Source organism: Grimontia sp. THUN1695 (assembly GCF_059704325.2).
Map to the genome: position 1 here is coordinate 2328564 of NZ_AP046577.1, position 24089 is coordinate 2352652.

14 protein-coding genes and 1 other annotated feature are annotated in these 24089 nt (G+C 50.8%); of the genes, 7 read left to right on the forward strand and 7 right to left on the reverse strand.

Translation table 11 applies throughout. From position 1 onward, the window contains the following. Positions 1–118: 118 nt before the first annotated feature. Positions 119–496: an autonomous glycyl radical cofactor GrcA gene (grcA, locus tag AC6IB1_RS14145; protein WP_005503922.1), complete on the forward strand. Its 378-nt coding sequence runs from the start codon at positions 119–121 to the stop codon at positions 494–496. 125 nt (positions 497–621) lie between these two features. Continuing rightward, positions 622–2043: an IS1182 family transposase gene (locus tag AC6IB1_RS14150; RefSeq protein ID WP_497567189.1), complete on the forward strand. Its 1422-nt coding sequence runs from the start codon at positions 622–624 to the stop codon at positions 2041–2043. A gap of 129 nt (positions 2044–2172) precedes the next feature. Here the strand turns inward: AC6IB1_RS14150 and thrC are convergent, their stop codons facing one another. From thrC to thrA, 3 genes are read right to left on the reverse strand one after another with little or no spacing between them, the layout of a single operon-like run. Continuing rightward, entirely contained in the window at positions 2173–3456 is a 1284-nt protein-coding gene (thrC, locus tag AC6IB1_RS14155; RefSeq protein WP_497567190.1) for a threonine synthase, read from the reverse strand. After that, entirely contained in the window at positions 3453–4412 is a 960-nt protein-coding gene (gene thrB, locus AC6IB1_RS14160; RefSeq protein ID WP_497567191.1) for a homoserine kinase, read from the reverse strand. Before thrB ends, thrC begins: the two co-directional genes overlap by 4 nt. 2 nt (positions 4413–4414) lie before the next feature. Beyond that, positions 4415–6874, reverse strand: coding sequence for a bifunctional aspartate kinase/homoserine dehydrogenase I (gene thrA / locus AC6IB1_RS14165; protein WP_497567192.1), 2460 nt, complete (start codon positions 6872–6874; stop codon positions 4415–4417). 46 nt (positions 6875–6920) lie between these two features. After that, positions 6921–7038 (reverse strand) — a sequence feature (Thr leader region). Positions 7039–7280: 242 nt separating this feature from the next. Here thrA and aceK point away from each other — a divergent pair. Next, a complete protein-coding gene (aceK, locus tag AC6IB1_RS14170; RefSeq protein WP_497567193.1) occupies positions 7281–8996 on the forward strand; it encodes a bifunctional isocitrate dehydrogenase kinase/phosphatase in 1716 nt (571 codons plus the stop codon). Positions 8997–9214: 218 nt separating this feature from the next. Further along, the gene (locus AC6IB1_RS14175) at positions 9215–9688 is read left to right on the forward strand and encodes a hypothetical protein (protein ID WP_497567194.1); all 474 of its coding nucleotides are present in this window, start codon (positions 9215–9217) and stop codon (positions 9686–9688) included. A gap of 65 nt (positions 9689–9753) precedes the next feature. On the opposite strand, the gene AC6IB1_RS14180 is transcribed toward AC6IB1_RS14175, so the two are convergent. Further along, entirely contained in the window at positions 9754–10248 is a 495-nt protein-coding gene (locus AC6IB1_RS14180) for a putative 4-hydroxy-4-methyl-2-oxoglutarate aldolase (RefSeq protein ID WP_497567195.1), read from the reverse strand. Between the two features lie 787 nt (positions 10249–11035). Here AC6IB1_RS14180 and arcA point away from each other — a divergent pair. Continuing rightward, the gene (gene arcA, locus AC6IB1_RS14185) at positions 11036–11755 is read left to right on the forward strand and encodes a two-component system response regulator ArcA (protein ID WP_005503932.1); all 720 of its coding nucleotides are present in this window, start codon (positions 11036–11038) and stop codon (positions 11753–11755) included. A 97-nt stretch (positions 11756–11852) separates the two neighbouring features. Here the strand turns inward: arcA and arcB are convergent, their stop codons facing one another. The 3 genes from arcB to mnmL form a co-directional block, all read right to left on the reverse strand. Continuing rightward, positions 11853–14201, reverse strand: a complete 2349-nt coding sequence (gene arcB / locus AC6IB1_RS14190; protein WP_497567196.1) for an aerobic respiration two-component sensor histidine kinase ArcB — start codon at positions 14199–14201, stop codon at positions 11853–11855. A 163-nt stretch (positions 14202–14364) separates the two neighbouring features. Then, a complete protein-coding gene (locus AC6IB1_RS14195; RefSeq protein ID WP_497567197.1) occupies positions 14365–16107 on the reverse strand; it encodes a sensor domain-containing diguanylate cyclase in 1743 nt (580 codons plus the stop codon). Positions 16108–16242: 135 nt separating this feature from the next. After that, entirely contained in the window at positions 16243–17169 is a 927-nt protein-coding gene (gene mnmL, locus AC6IB1_RS14200; protein ID WP_497567198.1) for a tRNA modification radical SAM protein MnmL/YtqA, read from the reverse strand. Positions 17170–17745: 576 nt separating this feature from the next. Between mnmL and gltB the strand changes: the two genes are divergently transcribed. Next, a complete protein-coding gene (gene gltB / locus AC6IB1_RS14205; RefSeq protein ID WP_497567199.1) occupies positions 17746–22293 on the forward strand; it encodes a glutamate synthase large subunit in 4548 nt (1515 codons plus the stop codon). Continuing rightward, complete coding sequence (locus AC6IB1_RS14210; protein WP_497567200.1) at positions 22286–23755, forward strand: glutamate synthase subunit beta; 1470 nt, start codon at positions 22286–22288, stop codon at positions 23753–23755. The genes gltB and AC6IB1_RS14210 overlap by 8 nt, the downstream gene beginning before the upstream one ends. Positions 23756–24089: the final 334 nt, after the last annotated feature.

The following is a 24089-nucleotide window of genomic DNA, read 5'->3' on the forward strand; positions in this document are numbered from 1 at the left end:
TTTGATTGTATTTTGACTAAAATCAAAATACCCTCACAGGCAGTAAGGTATATAAGTACCCAGCTCATCTATTGATGGAAAATTAACATCAACACGCCTATCAAAAAGGGGAAATACAATGATCACTGGTATTCAAATTACTAAAGCGGCCAATGATGACCTGCTGAACTCAATCTGGCTGCTGGACAGCGAAACCAACCAGGCACGTTGTGTTGCAGCGAAAGCCGGTTTCGAAGCAGATCAGGTTATCCCTGCGGCAGATCTCGGCGAATACGAGAGCCGTGAAGTCGCAATCGAAGTACCTGCAAAGATTGAAGGTGGCCAGCACCTTAATGTGAACGTACTGAAGCGCGAAACGCTGGAAGACGCAGCGAAGCACCCAGAAAAATATCCTCAGCTGACTATCCGCGTATCAGGTTACGCAGTACGCTTTAACTCGCTGACCCCAGAACAACAACGCGACGTTATCGCTCGTACTTTCACTAACTCTCTGTAATCGAAAGTTAAAAACACATAAAAAAACCGGCCTGATGGCCGGTCAGACTGCTGACAAAGCCCTGGCCATTTGGCTGGGGCTTTGATCTAATAAGGGATAAGCAAATCAATCATGGATGTGGTGACATGCTTAAAGACCCTGGCCCTCAGCAATATGAATTCGAGATGGTGACACTCGAACAGTTGGTTCCCAAAAACCATCTTGTTCGCAAAATCGATGCTGCCGTCGACTTTGAGTTTATCCGCGACGAAGTCGCCCATCTCTACTGCCACAACAATGGCCGTCCTGCGATAGACCCCGTTCGCCTGTTCAAAATCCTGCTCCTAGGCTTCCTCTTCGGTGTTAAAAGTGAACGCCAGCTCGTCAAAGATATCGAGGTCAACGTCGCTTACCGCTGGTTCCTTCGCATGTCGCTAACCGAAAAGGTGATTGATGCGTCCACCTTGAGCCAGAACCGCCGCCGTCGCTTCAACGATACCGACGTGTTCGAGCGCATCTTCATCCGCATCGTCGAGCAGGCGATGAACAAAGGCATGGTCGAGGGACGCGTCTTATTTACCGACAGCACTCACCTGAAAGCCAATGCCAACAAGCGTAAATACCGTAACGAACTGGTGAAACAAAACGTCAGTGCTTATGCCGAGCTGTTAGATGAAGCGGTTGACGCTGACCGTGCAGCAGAAGGAAAACGCCCACTCAAACCGAAAGATGGTCACATTGAGAAAAACACCAAAGTCAGCACCACCGACCCAGACAGCGGGTTCATGACACGGGACCAAAAACCACAGGGCTTCTTCTACCTTGACCATCGCACCGTCGACGGCAAACACGGCATCATCCTCGACACCCATGTCACGCCAGGCAATGTGAATGACGCCCAACCGTATATCGCCCGTCTGGATACCACGTTAGCGCGCTTTACGCTCTCGCCTGTTGCCGCCGGGCTTGATGCCGGTTACTTCACCGCGACTATCTGCCATGAACTGGAGCAGCGCCAAATCCTGCCGGTGATGGGATACCGCCGGCCGCACCGTACGAAGAATCCTATCAAGAAAAAGCACTTTCATTACGACAAAGAGACGGACCGCTATCTCTGTCCTCAGGGACAGGAGCTGGTTTACAAGACCACCAACCGTCAGGCATACCGCGAGTATCACTCTGACCCACAGATATGCAAAACCTGTCCGCTGCGCGATGATTGCACCAAGAGCAAGAATCACAAACGGGTGATAACCCGGCACCTGTTCGAGAAATCGGTAGAGAATGCCAATGCCTTGAGGCTGACAGCCTGGGGAAAGAAAGTGTACCGACGACGGGCAGAGACGGTGGAGCGAAGCTTCGCAGATGCCAAACAACATCATGGCCATCGCTATGCGAGGTTCCGTGGTCTGTTGAAAGTACAAATCCAATGCTGGTTGGCGGCAGCAGCGCAAAACATCAAGAAGATAGCCTTACTGGAGGCTTATCTTCGCAAAATCGGGCTCAATACACGGCAAATAGTCCAGATAGTGACGCAATTTAGCGTCTATGGGCTAAAAGCAGCCTGAACATAACAATATGGAAAAATAGCGCGATCGCGGCCTTCGGCCACTAACAAAAGAAAACCCCGCTTGAAAAAGCGGGGTTAGTCAGCAATCTGACCGGCCTGATGGCCGGTTTTTGTTTTTTCTGGGCTGTTAGACAGCCACTTTCATCAGGTATTCGCGAAGCTGGGCGAAACCCGCGTCTTGCTCAACAGAAAGCAGTTCCATCGCCGCATGTTTCGCCAGGGGGCCCGGCAGCGGAATGTCCTGTCCCAGAATATCATCCACCGATTCTTTAAATTTCGCCGGATGTGCCGTACACAGGAACAGGCCATATTCACCGTCCTGGAGCTGCTCATCCAGCACACGATAAGCAATCGCACCATGCGGCTCACACAGGTAACCGGCATCAAACATGGCTTTCAGCGTCTCAGCGGTCTGTTCATCTGTCACCGCACCAGCACCCAGTTCATTCAGGCCCCAACCTTTTACCTTGCACAGCTCTTCGATTCGCGGCCAGTTGTTGGGCTGGCTTACATCCATAGCGTTAGACAAGGTAGGAATGGTTGGCTCCGGGGTCCATTCACCGGTTTGCAGGTAACGTGGCACCGTATCATTGACATTGGTGGCAGCAATAAAACGTTTAATTGGCAAGCCAATGGCTTTGGCCAGCAGTCCGGCAGTCAGGTTTCCGAAGTTCCCACTCGGTACCGCCACCACCAGATTCTCACGTTGCGCTTTAGTCAGCTGGGAAGCGGCTTCAAAGTAGTAACAGATTTGTGCCATCAGGCGGCTGATGTTAATCGAGTTCGCTGAGTTCAGGCCGATAGCGGCGCGAAGCTCCGCGTCATCAAAGGCGTTTTTCACCATCGCCTGACAGTCATCAAAGGTGCCATTGATTGCCACAGTGTGGATATTGCCACCCAAAGTACAGAACAGCTTTTCCTGCAACGGGCTGATTTTGCCTTTCGGATACAGGATCACCACATTGATGTTTTCCATGCCATAAAAAGCATGGGCAACTGCTGCGCCGGTATCACCGGAGGTCGCGGTCAGGATGGTCACTTTACCGCCGTCTGACACCGCTGCCAGCGATTGGGCCATAAAACGGCCACCGAAATCTTTAAACGCCAGTGTTGGACCATGGAACAGCTCAAGGGCACTGATCCGGTCCGTCACTTTCTCTACTGGCGCAGGGAACTGAAACGCATTTTCCACCATGCTACGCACAGTGTCCGGCGTCAGTTCATCACCGATAAAGGCCGAAAGAATGTCGCTGCTGCGGCTGACAAAGTCTTTTTCAAGCAACGCATCAATGTCGTCAAATGTTGGCAGTTCGCTTGGGAAGAACAGCCCCTGGTTACGGCCAAGACCTTGTTTTACTGCCTGACCGAACGAGACCTGCTCGTCGTTTTCTTTGATGTTGTAAAGCTTCATAGTTCACTTCCTGTCACTGTCGATCCTTTCACATCCAATCGACAGATATGGACAAATCCTTCTTCGTTTTGAACGTAATGGTCCTGTAGCCATCTGGCGACACGCTCAGCCACAGCCATATCATCTGTGATGCTGAACAGCGTTGGCCCTGAGCCAGAAATCCCGGTTGCCAGAGCACCGGCATCTTCAGCGTAATGTCTTGCTTCGGCAAAGCCGGGTAGCAGTTTTTCGCGATACGGTTCTGCCACCACGTCTTTGATCATGCTTGCCGCCAACTGTGGCTGGCCAGAATAACAGCCATGGATAAAGCCCGCCAGATGTCGGCCATGGTTAATCACATCCTGACGGCGATATTGTGCGGGCAAAATAGCACGGGCCTCAGCGGTCGGGACTTTAATCCCCGGATACGCCATCACCCAGTACCATTCATCAAAACACGGCACCTGCTGGCTGATGATCCCCATTTGCTCGACCATCAGTTGCAGGCCGCCAAGGTAGCATGGCGCCACATTGTCATAGTGCAGGCTACCGGAAATCGCCGCTTCCATTTCTCCCATCAGGGCCAGCAGGGTAGTTTCATCCAATGCCTCTCCATGGAATTTATTCAGTGCATCGAGCGCTGCCACAATTGAACAGGCGCTGGAGCCCAGCCCTGAACCGATAGGCATGTTCTTTTCCAGGGTCATGGCAACGTTGTGCACCGGCTGGCCGCGCTTTTCCATTTCACGGCAAAATACCCGATAGCTTTGGTAAACAATGTTGTCTTCCTGATTTTCAGGCAGCTTATCAACAAATCCGCCGACACAGTTCAGGGTAAATGGCGTAGTGCCGCCATCTTCCACTTTCACCCTGTCTCCGAGCAAGGAGCCATCAATTGGGGACACCGCCGCGCCCAGTACGTCAAAGCCGACACTCACATTACCAATAGACGCCGGCGCGTAAACAACCACACTCATTGTTATACTCCCAGTTTCCAACCCAGTGTGCGCATCAGATCAGCGAAAACACCGGCTGCTGTCACTGCTGTTCCCGCACCATAACCGCGCAGCACCAGAGGGATTGGCTGGTAATAGCGGCTGTAGAATGCCAGAGCGTTTTCACCCTCTTTGATCTTAAACATCGGATCGTCAGCATCCACCGCCTGGATTTTCACCGAGCACTGACCGTTCTCGATACTACCAACATAACGCAGCACTTTACCCTCGGCCCGGGCATCAGCGGCCAGCTTTTCAAAATACGCATCTGCCTGTGGCAATTTTGCCATAAAGCTTTCTACATCACCGGAGGCGTCAAAACCCGGTGGCAGCGCTGGCTCCACTTCCACATCTTCCAGCTCCAGATGCATCCCGGCTTCACGCGCAAGGATAAGGAGCTTACGTGCCACATCCATCCCGGAGAGATCGTCTCGCGGATCCGGCTCGGTAAAGCCGCTTTCACGCGCAACTGTCGTGGCGTCACTGAAACTCTGGCCTTCATCAAGCTTGCCAAAGATATGAGACAGCGACCCTGACAGAATACCGTTGAATTTCTCCAGCTCATCACCCGCTGCAATCAGGTTTTGCAGGTTCTCAATCACCGGCAGGCCTGCACCTACCGTGGTGTCATACATAAACTTACGACGGGTAGCACGCGCCGCCTTGCGAAGCTGCTGGTAATACGCCATGCCTGCTGTATTGGCTTTCTTGTTTGGGGTGATCACATGGAAGCCGGCCGAAAGGAAATCGGCGTATTGGTCAGCAATCGCCTGTTCAGAGGTACAGTCAATGAACACCGGGTTGATAATGTGGTTCTGCTGAACCAGACGCACCATACGTTCCAGACTGAAAGGCTCGTCTGCTTTCGCCAGCTCGTCACGCCAGCTATTGAGATCCACACCTTTGCTGTTGAGCAACATGCCACGGCTGTTCGCCAGACCGCAGACACGGATGACAATGCCCTGTCCAGCCAATTTCGCCTGCTGGCGTTTTACTTGCTCAACCAGTTCACCACCAACTCCGCCGACGCCAACAATAAACACATCCAGATAGTAGTTGGAGTTAAAGAGGTTTTCATGACATGCCTTCACGGCCTCTGACACGCTGTCATCCGGGATAACCGCAGAGATGGAGCGCTCAGACGATCCCTGCGCGATAGCCACGATATTGACGTTCACTTCCGCCAAAGACGTAAAGAACTGGGAAGCAACGCCTTTCGAGGTGCGCATCGCATCACCGACCAGCGACACAATCGCGACGTTATCAACAAACTCTACCGGCTCAAGCAAGCCATCTTTCAGCTCCAGCTCGAAGCTTTCCTGCAGGGCGCGCTGCGCCATCGGCTTATCTTCCGCTTCAATACAGAAGCTGATGCTGTACTCAGAAGAGGACTGGGTGATCAGCACAACAGAAACACCGGCAGAAGACATGGCTCCGAATACCCTTGCAGCCATACCAACCATGCCTTTCATGCCGGGACCGGATACGTTCACCATGCTCAGCTTGCTCAGGGTCGTAATGCCTTTTACCGCCAGATTGTCCTCACCGCTGTCATTACCAATCAAAGTACCGGCACCCTGAGGGTTGGCGGTATTTTTGATAAGACATGGAATATGGAAACGTGCGATGGGAAGAATGGTTTTTGGATGGAGGACTTTCGCGCCGAAGTAGGAGAGTTCCATCGCTTCCTGATAACTCAGGGATTTCAGCAATGTTGCATCTGGCACCAGACGCGGGTCACAGCTATAAACACCGTCAACGTCAGTCCAGATCTCACAGCATTCCGCACGGACACAGGCAGCCAGCACCGCCGCAGAATAATCCGAACCATTGCGGCCAAGCGTAACCAGTTCACCCTGTTCATTGGCGGCAGTAAAGCCAGGCATCAGGCCGATATGTGCAGCAGGGATAGGGGCTTTTTCGAAACGTTCAGAGGACACTTCAATATCCACCATCGCTTCCAGGTAATCCCCTTTTGCTTGCAGGTATTCCACCGGGTCGATTTCGAACGTCTTGTATCCACGCACGTTTAGCAGCGCAGACATGGTTGCAATAGAAAGGCGTTCGCCTTTACTGATGATACGGGCGTAAATGTTGTCAGGGCATAGCCCAAGCAGCGCAATGCCATGAATGTATTGCTTCAGCTGGTTTAGCGAGCGTTCAAGCTTTTCATACAGCGCGGCTTTATCAATGCCCGGTTCCATCGCTTCCAGGCCATCAAACAGCGCTGAGAAAATCTTCCTGATTTCCTCAACCTGGCGATCAGCTTCTCCGTTCTTGACGGTGTTATCAATCACATCGACTAACAGGTTAGTGATCTTGGCCGGGGCGGACAAAACTGCCGACACCTCACTTTGACAGGTATTGCTAGTGATGATCTCTGCGGCACGGCTGAACCTTTCAGCATTTGCCAGCGAAGTACCACCAAACTTTAAAACTCGCATCCTTTCCTCCAACTCCTTCAAAACTCGTCAATTCAGTCATAAATGGGTAAAAAAAACCCGTACCTTGTAGGGTACGGGCTCTTCTTCTAAATTCAGTGCATATCAGCCCGCACCCGCACCAGTGGTGTTGGTAATAATGGTGATAATGGTTGTGGTGCCGGCTGTTTTAAGCATGGCTTTTTCACCTTACGTGCTGCGTTTTTATAACCTTTACCGAACATAGGTACCAAGGTCAACAAAAATTTAAGTTATCCCTCAAAAAACGCGGCTATTCGCAACTCTTAACTCATGGAATCAAAAGATGAGAAACCCCTATATTCCAACGCTTACTTCTTGCACCGTTTACATATGCAGGACATAGTGACTTGAATTGAACAGAAATTCAGCAACCGCGAAGGAGGGAACCATGGCAGTTGCAATGGAGGAATTAGTCGCCCAGACCATATTGCAAGGTTCTGATGCGATGTATGGCCGTTTTTTGGATGTCACCGCTGGGGCACAGGAGCGTTTTGAGGCTCGCGACTGGAAAAGTGTGCAAAAGGCGCTAAGAACCCGCATTAACTTTTATGATCACCATGTCGGCCTTGTCAGCCAACAATTAAAAACCATGCTGGATAAACAGCATGCTACCCGGACCTTCCTCAAAGCAGTAAAAGCGGAATACAGTCGGTTGCTGGATGACTACCCACGTTATGATATTGCAGAAAGCTTCTTTAATTCGGTTTACTGCCGCATGTTTGATCACCGTAATATCCGGCGAGAAAAACTGTTCGTCAATAGCTCACAGGGCGGGCGTATCCCGAAATACCCAACGCCCCTGCTGAAACGTTATGCTTCCAACCCATCTCTTATCCACACCATTGCGCGGATCCTGGATGACACCCCCCTTACTCTCTCTTGGGTGAACAAGACCCGGGATATCCATCGGATTGTCGAAGCGATGCAACGCAGGCTAGGCCCACAGTTAACCGATGAAATCACCATCGACATGGTTCGGGAACCGTTTTACCGGAACAAAGCCGCTTACCTGATTGGCCGAATCGACATGGCAAACCAGGTTCGTCCTCTTGTTTTGCCTATTCTGGTGAACTCAAAAAATGAACTCTATGTTGATGCCTGTATCACTGATGCAGACGAACTCAGTGTGATTTTCGGCTTCGCCCGCTCTTATTTTATGGTGTATGCCCCGGTGCCTGCGGCATTGGTCGATTTCCTCAATCAGTTGATGCCCCATAAAACTCCGGCGCAGCTTTACACCGCCATCGGGTGTCAAAAACATGGTAAGACTGAACTCTATCGCGAGTTTCTGTATCACCTCGAAACATCAGATGACAAGTTTATTATTGCACCAGGGATAAAAGGGATGGTGATGTCCGTATTCACCCTGCCTTCCTATGGTTTTGTCTTTAAGATCATTAAAGACAGGTTCGCCCCGCAAAAAGACATTACCCATGCCATGGTCAAAGAGAAGTACCAGTTGGTTAAAGAGCATGACCGTGTAGGCCGTATGGCCGATACCTTGGATTACCGCAACTTTATCTTTCCCAGAGAGCGGTTCAGTGATGCGCTGATCGAGGAATTGCTCGACGTCGCTCCGTCAAACATCAAGATTACCAGCAGAGAAGTCCACATCCGCCACCTCTACATGGAACGCCGCATGATCCCGCTAAACATTTACCTTGAGCAGGCTGACGATGAAGAGCTGAGAAATGCCGTTCAGGAATATGGCGATGCCATCAAACAACTGGCTGCTGCGAATATCTTTGCTGGCGATATGTTGTTTAAAAACTTTGGCGTGTCCCGACACAGCCGCGTGATCTTCTACGATTATGACGAGATTTCCTACCTGACGGAAGTCAACTTCCGCCGTATCCCCCCCCCGCGGACACCAGAAGATGAAATGGCGGCAGAGCCCTGGTACAGCGTGGGTGAATATGACGTATTCCCGGAAGAATTTCGTACCTTCCTGCTGATCAACCCCAAAATCCGGGCGCTGTTTGATGAGTTGCATTCCGATCTTTTTGAGCCGGACTACTGGAAAGGCCTGCAGGAAAATATCCAGCAAGGACAATTTAATGATGTCTTCCCTTACAGTGAGGCCTATCGGTTTACCAATCAGTGAAAGTGTGATCCCGACACGCTGACGTCAAAACTTTGCCATACATTGGGCACACCATTTGCTTAAATTTCAACCAATCCATTCAGCGGTAAACCGTTGCCACTGAATGATGGGACCTGAAAGAGGAGTCGAAAAATCCCATTTCTGCTTTCTCAAAAATAAAACAGATGGGCTAGACTGAACATTCAGTCCAACAAGAACGAATCAGGGAAGGTGGCACAATGAAAAACATCCTTATCGCCGTCACCCTGCAATCAGTGGCTTTTATCGCATTCGCGCAGAGTTCGTTACCGCTGTATGAATATTATGAAGGAGATCAGAAACCCTGGTTTTCTAACTCGATAACGACCGGAAACCAGGGGTTCGACAGTTGGACGATCAGTTCAGGCTATCATTATCCACTGTTGAAAAATGTTAACGTGTACCTTGGCACCGAGATGACAACAGAAACAGCCTATACCGCCAGCAGCAAAGGTCTGTTGAGTGGCATCCAATACAACTTCACTGATACCCTCAGCATTGGCAGTACTGTTCAGGCAGAACGGATAAACGAGGAAACCATTGGTGTGGTGGGTATGAGCAGCCAATTCAGGCTTACCGACAAACTCAACCTTGAAGCCAAGGTCGATTATAACCTGAACCAGACGCCTGCCGCGTCTACAACCTATCAGCTTGGCGTAGGCTTTCGTTTCTAACGTCTGTTGACACAAGTTTCACTTGCCATTTCCCAGAAAAAACCACCATCAGGCGGTTTTTGTGTTTAGGGTTGCTCACCAAACTCTATCGGATGCTGGCTTATCATGACGCCATTAAGGTCAGCAAACAGATAATCGCCAGGCGAAATCGGTATCCCCTCAATACGCAGTTGAACATCTTCATCCCCCAACCCACGCTTTTCGGTTTTTATTGGACAAACACCCAAGGCCTTTACCCCTAGGTTCATTTTGCCCAACGCCCAGGCGTCGCGCACTGCACCATAAACCACGATACCCTCCCAGCCATTTTCTACCGCACGCTCTGCCAGGAGATCCCCCAGCAGTGCCTTGTTCAAGTTACCGTGCCCATCAACCACGAGCACCCGCCCAGCGCCGGGCTTACCGAGAATGTCGCGCACTTTGGAGTTATCTTCAAAACAACGCAAGGTTTCCACCCGACCGGAAAACACAGTTTTCCCACCAAAGTCTCGCCATTGCACGGGGATCCACAACACGTCATCACCATGTGCATCACTGATATCTGGCAGTAAATCTTCCATGCTCGCTCCTTTGTTTGAAATTTAACCACTGTCACCTTGCGTTAAATCCTGATGACATCCACCAGCCTGTTGAGCATCTCATTTCTTGGCTATAAACCTAGCAAGATCCCGTCATTTCAGCGTTACCAACTTTCATAAAGTAGGCATGGCTCACTCAAACTTTGGTGTAATTAATCGTATTTTTATCTGATTAAACAAGCTGTTCCCCTGTTATAAAAGGAAACATCAGATCGAATTAAAAAAAACTCTCAGTCACAATATACCCAAACAACCTGAAAATGCAGGATTCAGCGAGTTGACCGACGTGAAGCAACATGGTCTGATAAAGTGTTTTTACATAATTTTCACACCTGTGGTAATAGTACGAAAAGGTTAATGTATCTTTGTAATATCCTGCACGGAAATTCCGGCAAATTTCCATGTTTTGCGACCACGGAAATTGGGATTGACGTATATCAATAAAAATTGAAAAAAGTTGCGTTGATTTATTACTAAATATTGTTAGCACGCTGTTAAATGAATACAATCAACGCTATCCAAAGGATTAGCTGGTCAAATTGACTTGGCCAGTAACATGCAGGGCGGCAACTCGCATCTGCAACTAGCTTCTCTAGGGATGGCGTTTGTATCAGGAAAGTATGTCCGTAAGTATGAAGAACACCTTTGATATACTTTTCCTGTTTGTAAATTTTCTTCACAAAGTCAACAGACGTTGTGATTGATTGGGAGCCCGCCAAGAACGCTCGCTTCCCAGTACCAGAATCCTTAAAGAAATTAGGTAACGCCAATGCAAACCCCTCACATTCTGATTGTTGAAGACGAACACGTAACTCGTAACACGCTGAAAAGCATCTTCGAAGCTGAAGGTTATACCGTCCTGGAAGCGAATGATGGCGAAGAAATGCATCAAGTGCTTTCTAACAATCAGGTTCACCTGGTTATTATGGACATTAACCTGCCTGGCAAAAATGGCCTGCTGCTGGCACGCGAACTGCGTGAACAAGGCGACATGGCGCTGATGTTCCTGACAGGCCGTGACAACGAAGTTGACAAGATCCTGGGTCTGGAAATCGGTGCAGATGACTATATCACCAAACCTTTTAACCCTCGCGAACTGACTATCCGTGCCCGTAACCTGTTGACCCGTGCAATGAGCCAAGGTGCAATGCCAGACGATAAGCGCTCTGTTGACCGTTATGTATTCAATGGCTGGACGCTGGACATCAACAGCCGCTCGCTGATCAGCCCAGGTGGCGAGCAATTCAAGCTGCCTCGCTCTGAATTCCGTGCGCTGCTGCATTTCTGTGAAAACCCGGGCAAAATCCAGACCCGTGCAGACCTGCTGAAGAAGATGACTGGTCGTGAGCTGAAACCACACGACCGTACGGTAGACGTCACTATCCGCCGTATCCGCAAGCACTTTGAATCTTTCGGTGACACACCGGAAATCATCGCGACCATTCACGGTGAAGGCTACCGCTTCTGTGGTGAACTGGAAGAAATCTGATTTCTCCTTTCTCCACACCATGATGCGTTGAAAGGCCTGCATTGCAGGCCTTTTTGTTGTCTGAGCTAAACGACCATCAATCGATGGATGCCAAGCGTTATTGTTTGCTGTAATCCTCAAGCCATTGCTTGAGCACGGCCAAATCTTTCACATAGCCTTCTTTGATTTCATCCACCCAGTCAGCAATATTTTCCCACCATGCCGGTAGCTCCGGGGATTGCGCTTTCTGCGCCACCTTTTGGATATGTTTAAGACCAATCGAGCCTGCCGCACCTTTGATTTTATGGGCTTCACTGGCAATGCCATCCTGATCTTTGGCGGTCATGTTGCTGTCGAGGATATGGAGGTACTCAGGCATCAGCTCTTCAAACATGGCAATGCTCTGGAAAACTGGCTCCGGTCCGACAATATCGACATAAGACGTCAACATATCCAAGTCAAGCAAGGTGTCCAGCATCTCATTACCCGGCTTTTTCTGTTTTTTCACTTCCGCAGCTTCAGTCGCAACCGGGCATTGCAGTGCCAGACGCTCAATCACTTCTTTCACCGCAGACACACTGATAGGTTTGCTGATCGCGTCATCCATGCCGTTGTTGAAGTATTCAGTTTTGTCTTTAATCACATTGGCGGTCAGTGCGACCAGTGGTGGCAGTGCTTCCCCGCTCGCACGGAGCTGGTTGGCAATATCGAAGCCCGTCATGTCCGGCAACTGAATGTCCAGCAACAACATGTCGTATTGCGCCTGCGGGAAAAGCTCTAGGGCTTCCCTGCCACTCCTTGCCACGACCACACTGTGCCCAAGGCTTTCCAGCAGGTTGGTAGCCACCGTAATGTTCAGCTCAATGTCTTCCACCAGCAAGATGTGCAACGGGCTTTGCTCTGCTGTCACTTTATCTTTATTCGCTTTCGCTTCGCACAGCGGCACCGCCAGTGTCACGGTAAAAATACTGCCTTCACCCACTTCACTGTCAACCGTAATATCCCCGTTCATCAGGCGTACCAGCTTGCGCGACACAGCCAGACCAATCCCTGTACCCACAGCATGGAGGTTATCTTCTCCCTGTTTTACCTGATAATACATGGCAAAAATCTTGTCCTGCTCTTCCAGCGGGATACCGATACCGCTGTCTTCCACCTCGAATTGCAGGTGCGCAGTGTCCTCTTCCACGTCACAGCTTACCGTGACGTTCACCGCCCCCTGCTTAGTGAATTTCACCGCATTACCCACCAGGTTCCAGAGGATTTGGCGAAGGCGGGTGGCATCGACTTTGACTGCTGGCGGCAGGTCAGTAAGCCTGTCCAGGGTAAAACGCAGCCCTTTTTGCTGTGCCATCAGGGCACTGATGCTCTCAATCTCAGAGACAAAGTCTGGTAGGTCTACCGGCTGTGGCATCAACTCTAAACGGCGTCGGTCAGACTTATCCAAATCAATAATATCGTTGAAAATATTTCCAAGGGTAATGGCGCTGACATGGATAGTCCTGAGATGACCCAACTGTTCTTCTGACAGGCGGGTTTCCAGAAGCATACGGCTCAGCCCGACAATCCCATTCAGTGGAGTACGAAGTTCATGGCTGATGGTGGAAATAAAGGCGGTTTTATCACGGCTGGCTTTCTCCAGGGCATCCTGATAACGCTTGCGTTCAGTGATCTCGCGGCCAAAACCGACCAGCCCCAAGCGTCGACCACCTCTGGAATAGAAAGGCAGCTTACGCAGTTCAAAGTACGCCTTGCGGCCATCTTGGTATTCCAGCCACTGTTCGTATGTCAGCGACACATTGTTATCGAACACCTGCTGGTCAGTTTCTACCACCTTACTGGCGATGTCTTCACGATAAACATCCCACGGTGTCAGCCCCACCAGCTCTTTTTCTTTCTTGCCGGTCAAATCCTCCATGGCCCGGTTGCAGCCGGAAAACTGACCTTTTTCATTGCGGTAGTAAATCAGATCGGGAGAGGCATCAATAAAGGACCGCAACAGGGCCGTCTGCTCTGCCAGTTCAACCTGGGCTTTTTCACGCTGATAGACTTCATTTTCCAGATCGACCATGGCTTCTTCACGCGCTTCTTCTGCCCGCTTACGCTCTTCAATCTCAAGGTTCAACTGGTTGATGTTTTCGGTAAGCTGACGGTTCAGCTCCATATCACGGGCCCGCATTTCTTCCAGCTTAACAACCAGTTTAGTCAAACGCTGGCGGGATTCTTCCAACTGATCTACCACCACAGAAAGGAAGTACACTGCCCAAGGGGTGATTAACAGACCAAAGAAGACAGAGCGGACGATATCCGCATCATGCACGGTGCCATTTAATACCAGCGTAATGCCAACCTGAACGACCACTGCCAGCGCGACCAATGCCAGTGCAAGCAGCATACTGAAACGTACCAAGCCAAGCTTGACCAGCAGATCGACGTAGTACTGCGCTAAGAGTTTTATGTGTTTCATTGAACTTCCAGATCAACGTAAAAGGAGGAGGCTGTATCGTTTCCTGCTACAGCGGGTCAGTCAGGCAAAATAATAACGTTGCCGCAAAGGAAGCTAAAGAAAAAGGGGCGCATTCCCCTGCCCCCGACAAAGTATTTCGACACCGCCACCCGATGCCTGCCTTTTATGCTTCGATGAGGGCTCCACCCGATACTATCTGATTCCGCCCTGCATTTTTCGCGCAATAGAGTGCCTGATCCGCCAGTGACACCAGATCGCCGTAATCCTGGCCCGCTACCGGACGCAAGGTGGCAATACCCTGGCTGAGAGTAATCCGGTCAGCCACCTTTGAAAACGCGTGTGGAATAGCCGCCTTTTGCAATTCTTCCGCAATATTCTGCGCAACCACCAATACACCCTCTTCGGTAGTATTCGGCAGCAGAATAGCAAACTCTTCACCACCATAGCGGGCCACTGCATCCAAGGGACGGCGGGTCACGCGTTGGAACACATCTGCAACCTGTCTCAATGCTTCATCCCCCTTTTGATGCCCATAGTTGTCGTTGTAAGGCTTGAAATAGTCAATGTCGCAGAAGATTAAGGAAAGGGGCTCTTTCTCACGGATATGGGCGTGCCACATTTTAACCAGTTGTTCATCAAAACTACGGCGGTTTGCCACCTTAGTCAGACCATCAACGAAACTGAGCTCTTCCAGCTCCATGATCGCATCAGCCAATTGTTGCTGTGTTGCCTTACGCTCTGTCACATCGCGGGCGATGACCAAAACCCCGATAGTATCGTCCGTGGAATCGCTGAACTGGGTTTTGGTCAGCTCGTACCACACCATGGACCCGTCTCGCTTCATCACCAAATCTTCGTATTTGATGGTGTCACCCTTTTCCAACACCGGTAAATCAGTCTTCTTGTGTTGTGCCAGTACTTCCGGCTCCATCAGATCATCGGCAAGCTCCCCCTCCAAATCATCATGGGGCACCCCCATGGCTTCGGCAAACGCAGCATTGCCGCCCAAAAACTCATAATCCTTGTTATAGATACCGATAGGATCCACGCTGGCTTTAAAAATCGAGGTCAGTACATTGCTGTGCTTTTTCAGTTGTTGCTCAACATCCTGGCGCGCTTTAATCTCCTGTTCGAGCGACTGACGCATCATGTGCCAGTTAGTCACATCATGGCTGATACTGAGGGTACCGAAAACCTCACTCTCATCATCCAGCAAAACCGTTTGATTGGTTTCCAGCAGGCAACTGTCGCCATTAGGGTTGGTGGTCCAGCTTTGTTGGGTGCGCCTGCCACGGGCATGTTCATCGGCAGAAAAAATCAGCCCTTCCTGCTCTCGGCCTTTCCAGAAGCGGTCATAGGCAAGGTTTGTCCCGACGATCCGGCCCTCTTTATCCTGAAAACAGACAAGCTCGGCCAGCGAGTTAATCACGCTGCGAAAGATCTGGCTGTCGTTATTGGCAAAGGGCTCGCTATAAACCGCTTCAGACTTTGGCTCCAGCGACACAATCCAGACCCGCTTGCCACTCGACCAGACTGGCAAACCGGAAAAACGTGCATGCCGTGGGGTACGGTGATCAGACACCGCTCGGAAGTCTGCTGTCATTTCAACAAATGGGTGTGGCCATTGGCGGGAAGCTAGCAAGGCACCAATGGTTTCCTTTTCGCGATTGCCACGGATACGGTAACGTGAACCTTGTACATCGACATTAAACAGACGTACAAAGCTTCTGTTAGCATACAGAATACTGCCGTCACTGTGGTTGATTATCGCCTTGGGGGAATGAAGGTTCGATAAGTAAAGCTGCCAGGTTTTCATCGATATGACACGGCGATGAAACACCCAAACCATCCCCAACAGAAACCCTACCAAAAGCAACAATGCTGCGATTGGTAACCACTCATTCATCCTTCCACCTTTTGCCCGACATCCTTGAAGAAGCAATCATTTTTTGTATAAACATCACGCTTCATCTTGCCACACGGTTATGAAAGAAAACGAACAGACCTCATTGATTTTTCGAGGTATCAAACGTGAGTCACATTATTGATGGAAATAAAAACAACGCTCAGTCAGACTACCTTGTGGTCCTTTCTCGTTCAGTGCCTTTGCGATTGCGGTCATTGCCAGCCAACGGTTTTCACACCACTCTGGTGCAAGCAGTGTCGGCTTTCGGGCATTGGCTGACACACGATGGTAAACCACCTCTGCCGGTGTCCGGATGATCATTTCTGACGCGCTGTCTACGTACGCTTCCAGCGACATCGCGTCTAGCCTCCCAGCCCGCCATGCTTTCGCCATGACAGAGCCTTCGACAATATGCAGTGGGTGAAGTTTGATACCATCCGTGCCGGTCTCAATCACACGCTCAATAGTAGTAATGTGATCAGCCTTGGTATCGCCCGGCAGGCCGACAATAAGGTGGGTGCAGACGTTCAGCCCTAACGCTCGGGCTTTTCGGGTGATAGCATCATAACAGGCAAAGTCATGCCCACGGTTGATGCGTTGCAGGGTTTTATCATTGGCGGTCTGAAGTCCCAGTTCCAACCAGATTTCGTAGCTTTGTTGCTGATATCCCGCCAGCAGTTCAAGCACGGTATCCGGCACACAATCCGGACGGGTGCCGACACAAAGGCCGACGATATCTGCATGTTTCAACGCATCTTCATACATGATGCGCAGCTTTTCCACTTCCGCGTAGGTGCTGGTGTAAGCCTGAAAATATGCCAGATAGCGTCTGGCCCGGTTCACCTCTGAGGCCCGTTGCATCAGCTGGGAGGTCACCGAAAGCTGTTGGGCACTCTCATCTGCAAACGACGCCACATTGCAAAAGGTACAGCCTCCCCGTCCCAGTGTGCCATCCCGGTTTGGACAACTAAAACCGCCATGCAATGTCAGTTTGTGTACTTTTTCGCCATACCTGCGTTGTAGATCCTGACCAAAGGTATTCACCAATTGATGAAGTTCCATCACCGACCGCCTGAAGTTCTGGGTAAAAGAAAAAGGCGCGCAATATTAGCATCAAACCCGCAGTGAAAACCTCGCCCAAATCAATGTTGGTTTAAGTTTTTATCACCCCACTGAAAATAAATTACATTTCTTTCACCGCGACAAACCTGTTGTCTACGAAGGATTTTCTCCTCATTCACCACAAACACCAATATTTGCATTTCTATTCAAAATAATCGCGAAACAAATCCTTTTAGACTTAACTACCATGCCGTTAACGTTAACTTTTTATGGTAATTAATTTTCCGAATATGTAGGATAGCAACAGCTTCGCCTAAATTGTGAGCAATAATATTTGCTATATAAGCCTCTTTTTTAGTGCGTTATCTGGCCAATAAAAGAAAGCGCAGCATTTTTGCATAGGATTGCAAAGATAGAGAGGGTCGCTGTTGTTAAACAGCAACCGGGTTTGGTTGCCGCGAATACATACATTTTTGTTGATTTAAACTTGGCGACCGCTCAGTTGTGCCCGCAACAGGTACAACAAGGGAAGACAAATGCCTCCCAGGCATTTGTGTCAACTGGAAGGACGTAAACATGACTGATTCAGTGCTACGCACAGAGGGGCTTTATGTGCCCGAAATGGAACACGACGCCTGTGGTATCGGCTTCATCGCCCACCTGAAGAACAGAAAGTCCCACGCGATTGTGAGCCAGGCACTTGATATGCTGGCACGCATGGAGCACCGTGGCGGACAAGGCTGCGACCCATGCAGTGGTGACGGTGCCGGTATTCTTTTACAAAAACCCCACGAATTTTTACTCGAAGAAACCCGCAAACTGGGTATTCAGCTGCCATCAGCAGACAAATACGGTGTCGGCGTCATGCTGTTCCCGAAAGACGAGAACAAGCGCCATCAATGCCGTGATATCTTCGAGCGCAATGCCAAACGCCTGGATCTGGAAGTGATTGGCTACCGTGTATTGCCAACTGACAATTCCATGATCGGTGCAGACCCGCTCAGCACTGAGCCACAGTTTGAACATGCGTTTGTGACCGGTGGTGACCACCTGTCCCTTGACGAACTTGAGCGCAAACTGTTTGTACTGCGCAACTACACTGTCCGCGTATGTCTGGAAAGCGTTTCCAATATCGGCGACGATTTCTACATCAATTCATTCTCTGCCAAGACACTGGTCTATAAAGGCCAATTAACCACAGAGCAAGTGCCACAATACTTCCTTGACCTGCAAAACCCATCAATGGTCACAGCGCTGGCGCTGGTTCACTCACGTTTCTCAACCAACACTTTCCCACGCTGGCGTCTAGCCCAGCCTTTCCGTTATATCGCCCACAACGGCGAAATTAACACCGTACGTGGCAACCTGAACTGGATGAAGGCACGTGAAGCCCTGCTTGAATCCAAACTGTTTTCTGAGCAGGAGCTGAAGATGCTGTTGCCGGTTTGTCAGGAAGGGGCTTCAGACTCCGCAAACTTTGATATGGCGCTGGAACTTCTGGTGCTCAGCGGCCGCAGCCTGCCACATGTACTGATGATGATGATACCGGAAGCCTGGCAGGAAAATGCCAAGCTGGATCCGAAACTGCGCGCGTTCTACCAGTACCATGCCAATATTATGGAACCCTGGGACGGCCCAGCGTCTGTCTGTTTCACCGATGGCGTGAAAGTCGGTGCAACCCTTGACCGCAACGGCTTGCGTCCCAGCCGCTACACCGTGACCAAAGATGATTACCTCATCATGGCATCGGAATCCGGCGTCGTAGACATCGAGCCGGAAAACATCCAGTTCCGTGGCCGCCTGCAACCCGGTCGTATCTTCATTGCTGACCTTGAGCAGGGCCGCATCATTTCTGATGAAGAAGTGAAAAACGAGATCGCCTCTGCGCAGCCTTATCAGGAGTGGGTAGAAAAGAACCTGCTGCAACTGGACAAGCTGCCGGAATCCGATTCCAAACACCAACAACCATCTCCTGATCGCCTGCTGCATCACCAACAGGCATTTGGCGTCACCTCAGAAGAAGTGAACGAAATTATTGTGCCTATGGCCAAAGACGGCAAAGAGCCGCTTGGCGCGATGGGGGCAGACTGGCCACTGGCAGTGCTTTCGCACCAGTCGCAGCACCTGTCTAACTATTTCAAGCAACTGTTTGCCCAAGTCACCAACCCGCCCATCGACCCAATCCGTGAGCGCATGGTGATGTCGCTGAAAACCTATCTGGGTAAAGATCAGAATCTGTTGGCCGAATCGCCGGAGCATTGCCGCAAGGTTGAGCTGGAGTCACCGGTTCTGAGTAACGGCGAGCTGGAAAAACTGCGCGCGATCGACAACGATCATCTTCAGGCCAAAACCCTGGATATCGTGTTCCGAGCCAGTGGCGAGCCTGGCAAACTGGAGCGTGCGCTGAAGCGCATTTGTCAGTACGCGGAAGATGCAGTTGTTGATGGTTACTCTATTATTCTGCTGACCGACCGTGCCGTGAACTCGAACCACGCCGCTATCCCTGCAATGCTGGCCGTCGGTGCGGTTCACCACCACCTTATCCGCAAAGGCCTGCGTGCAAAAGCCGACATCGTCATCGAAACCGGTGACGCGCGTGAAACCCATCACTTCGCCACACTCGTTGGCTACGGTGCGAATGCTGTTAACCCGTACCTCGTCTACGAAACGCTGGTCGATTTACAGCGCACCAAGAAGCTGGATCCAGAAGCCGATGTCGACGCGCTGTTTGAAAACTACCGCAAGTCCATCAACGCCGGCCTGCTGAAAATTTTCTCGAAAATGGGCATTTCTACCCTGCAGTCTTATCACGGTGCGCAGATCTTTGAAGCGCTGGGTATCAGCAAAACGGTGGTCGATAAATACTTTACCGGCACGGTTTCCCGTATTCAGGGTCTGTCAATTGATGACATCGCCAAAGAAGTGTTGATCCGTCACCGTCTGGGTTACCCGACGCGTGAAATTCCGGTTCAGATGCTGGATGTCGGTGGTGTTTACCAGTGGAAACAGCGTGGTGAGAAACACCTGTTCAACCCTGAAACTATCCATCTGTTACAAAACTCCACCCGCAACAAGGACAAAAAGCAGTTTAAAGAATACTGCCATGCAGTAGACAGTCAAGGCGATAACGCCGCGACTCTGCGCAGCCAATTCGACTTTGTGAAAAACCCGGCAGGCAGCATTCCTCTGGAAGAGGTCGAGCCTGTCGAAAGCATCCTGAAGCGCTTCGCAACCGGTGCAATGAGCTTTGGCTCTATCTCTTACGAGGCGCACTCTACGCTGGCGGTGGCCATGAACCGTATTGGCGCGAAATCAAACTCTGGTGAAGGCGGTGAAGACCCAGAACGCTTCGAGAGAAAAGAAAACGGCGACTGGGAACGCTCTGCCATCAAGCAGGTGGCATCTGGCCGTTTCGGTGTCACGTCTTACTACCTGACCAATGCTGATGAAATTCAGATCAAGATGGCACAGGGCGCAAAGCCAGGTGAAGGTGGTCAGCTGCCCGGTCACAAAGTCGATGACTGGATTGGCCGTACCCGTCACTCCACGCCGGGAGTTGGCCTGATTTCGCCACCGCCACACCACGATATCTACTCTATCGAGGATTTGGCGCAGCTTATCTACGACCTGAAAAACGCCAACCGCAAAGCACGTATTAACGTGAAGCTGGTTTCTGAAGCGGGTGTCGGCACTATCGCCTCCGGCGTTGCCAAGGCAAAAGCCGACGTGGTTTTGATTGCAGGCTTCGACGGCGGTACTGGCGCATCACCACTGTCTTCTATCAAGCACGCGGGTCTGCCATGGGAACTGGGTCTGGCAGAAACGCACCAGACGCTGCTGAAAAACGGCTTACGTAACCGCATTGTGGTTCAGTCAGACGGTCAGATGAAAACTCCACGTGACCTCGCTGTCGCAACCCTGCTGGGTGCAGAGGAATGGGGTGTGGCAACAGCAGCACTGGTGGTTGAAGGCTGTATCATGATGCGTAAGTGTCATCTCAATACCTGCCCGGTCGGTATCGCAACGCAGAACAAGACCCTGCGTGAGCGTTTCGACGGCCGCGTGGAAGACATTGTGACTTTCTTCACCTACATGGTGGAAGGTCTGCGTGAAATCATGGCAGAGCTGGGGTATCGCACCATCAACGAGATGGTCGGTCAGTCACAGCACCTGAAAGTGCGCTCTGATGTCGGTCACTGGAAATACCAGAATCTGGATCTTAACGTAGTACTTCACAAAGAAGAGCCACGCGAAGGCGATGCCATGTATTGCCAGCGCGAGCAAAATCACGGTCTGGAAACGGTTCTTGACCGCCGTCTGATTGAAGCGGCTTCCAGCGCACTCAAAGAGGGCCGTAAGGTCGACGCTGAATTCGCGATTGTCAACACCGACCGTAGCGCCGGTACCATGCTGTCGAACGAAATTTCGAAAGTGTACAAAGACCAAGGTCTGCCGGCAGAAATGAGCGTGAAGTTCAAAGGCTCTGCCGGTCAAAGCTTTGGTGCCTTCCTCGCAAAAGGCGTGACGTTCACGGTTGAAGGTGATGCGAATGACTACTGGGGTAAAGGTCTGTCCGGCGGTACGCTGGTGCTTTACCCAGATGCGAAGAGCGACATCATCGCCGAAGACAACATTGTTGTCGGTAACGTCTGTTTCTACGGCGCGACTTCGGGCGAGTCTTTCATCCGCGGCGTGGCTGGTGAGCGTTTCTGTGTGCGTAACTCCGGCGCGAGAGTGGTGGTTGAAGGCATCGGTGACCATGGCTGTGAATACATGACCGGTGGTGTTGCGATTGTTCTGGGTCAGACGGGCCGAAACTTTGCCGCCGGTATGAGTGGCGGTGTGGCATACGTCTGGGATCAGTTCAACGACTTCGAGTCCAAGCTCAACCCTGAGCTGGTCGACCTGGATCCATTGGATGAAGAAGACGTTACCTTGCTGAAAGCGATGATCACCAAACATCATGCGTTAACAGGCAGTACTGTGGCGGAAACGTTTTTGGCAAATCTTGAGGAAAACCTCAAGTTCATTGTCAAAGTCATGCCGCGAGATTACAAAGCTGTGCTGCTACAGCGCAAAGAAGAAGCCGCTAACAAGGAAGAAGTGGAGGCTGTAAATGGGTAAGCCAACCGGATTTCTAGAATTTGGCCGCGAGCTGCCGGCCAAGAAGGACCCTGCCGTTCGTATTCAGGACAACAAGGAGTTTGTGCTGAATGACGAGTTCGGTGAGAAAATTAACCAGCAATCGGCCCGTTGCATGGACTGTGGTGTGCCTTTCTGTCACAACGGCTGTCCAATCGGGAACATCATTCCTGAGTTTAACGACGCAGTTTACCGCGATAACTGGGAAGAAGCGTGGAACATCCTGAGTTCGACCAATAACTTCCCGGAATTCACAGGCCGGGTTTGCCCGGCTCCCTGTGAAAGTGCCTGTGTCCTTGGGATCAACCAGGATCCAATCACTATCTGTAATATTGAAAAAACCATCGTCGAAACCGCATACCGTGAAGGCTATGCCAAGCCGAAAACACCCACCTCCCGCACGGGCAAAAAGGTGGCGATCATCGGTTCAGGCCCTGCCGGTCTTGCGGCAGCCGAACAGATCAACAGCGCAGGGCATACCGTGACCGTGTTTGAGCGTGATGAAAAAGTCGGTGGTCTGCTGCGCTTCGGTATTCCGGACTTCAAACTCGGCATGGATGTGATTGACCGTAAAATCAACCTGATGGCTGAAGCGGGTATCGAGTTTAAAGTCAATGCCCATGTGGGGATCGACGTGAACGCCCAGCAAATCCGTCAGGACTACGATGTGGTGCTGCTCACCGGCGGCTCTACCGTGCCACGCGACCTGCCTATCCCGGGCCGTGAGCTGAAAGGCGTTCATTTCGCGATGGAATTTCTGGGGCAGAATAACCGCCGTGCCAACAACATGGATCTGAAAACTGAAGAGATCCATGCCAAAGGCAAACATGTGGTGGTGATTGGTGGTGGTGATACCGGCTCTGACTGTGTCGGTACCTCCAACCGTCACGGTGCAGCCAGCATTACCCAGGTTGAAATCATGCCGATGCCACCGGAGAAGCGCCCCGCCAACATGCCCTGGCCGCAATACCCGATGCTCCTGCGCACCTCGACCTCTCACGAAGAAGGCTGTGAGCGTCACTGGAATATCCTGACCAAAGCATTTATCAGCGACGATAACGGTAATGTGAAAGCACTGCGCATGGCTGACATCGTGTGGAAAGATGCCGCGCCGGGCGAACGTCCAACGTTTGAAGAAGTGCCGGGCTCTGAGCGTGACATCCCCTGCGATCTGGCTTTTCTGGCGATGGGCTTCCTGCATCCTGAACCGCATGGCGTGTTGGCACAGCTTGATGTCGCACTGGATGACCGTGGCAATGTGGCTACTCAGGACTTCCAGACCAACCAGAAAGGAGTATTCGCTGCCGGTGATATGCGAACCGGTCAGTCTCTGGTAGTACGCTGTATCAACGAAGGTCGCGAATGTGCCCGCGCTATCGATGCTTACTTGATGGGCAGCACCAATCTTGAAGCCAAAGCAGATTCACTGATGCTTTCCGCGTAACAATAACAAGTGTGATCTTCCCGTTTTGCCAGCCCTCTGCGGCTGGCTTTTTTCACTTTGAACTCACATCAAAGCCTCACCGACCAAAAATTAACAACTTTTTTCAAATAACCCTTCAGAAGAACCCCATTAATCTTTGCGACTGAGTGAAAAGAACCGCCACAAAATGCTGTATGCAGACAGAGTTTTCGACATATATACCTATTAGTCTGCAAAGTTAATGCAATATGACAAAGTTTGACCTCTTCGCCATTAACCGATAACGTGAAAGGTCGGTATAAATTAACCGAGCTAACTCGAACCTGATTTTCCGCTAAAACATACTTCCAGGAAG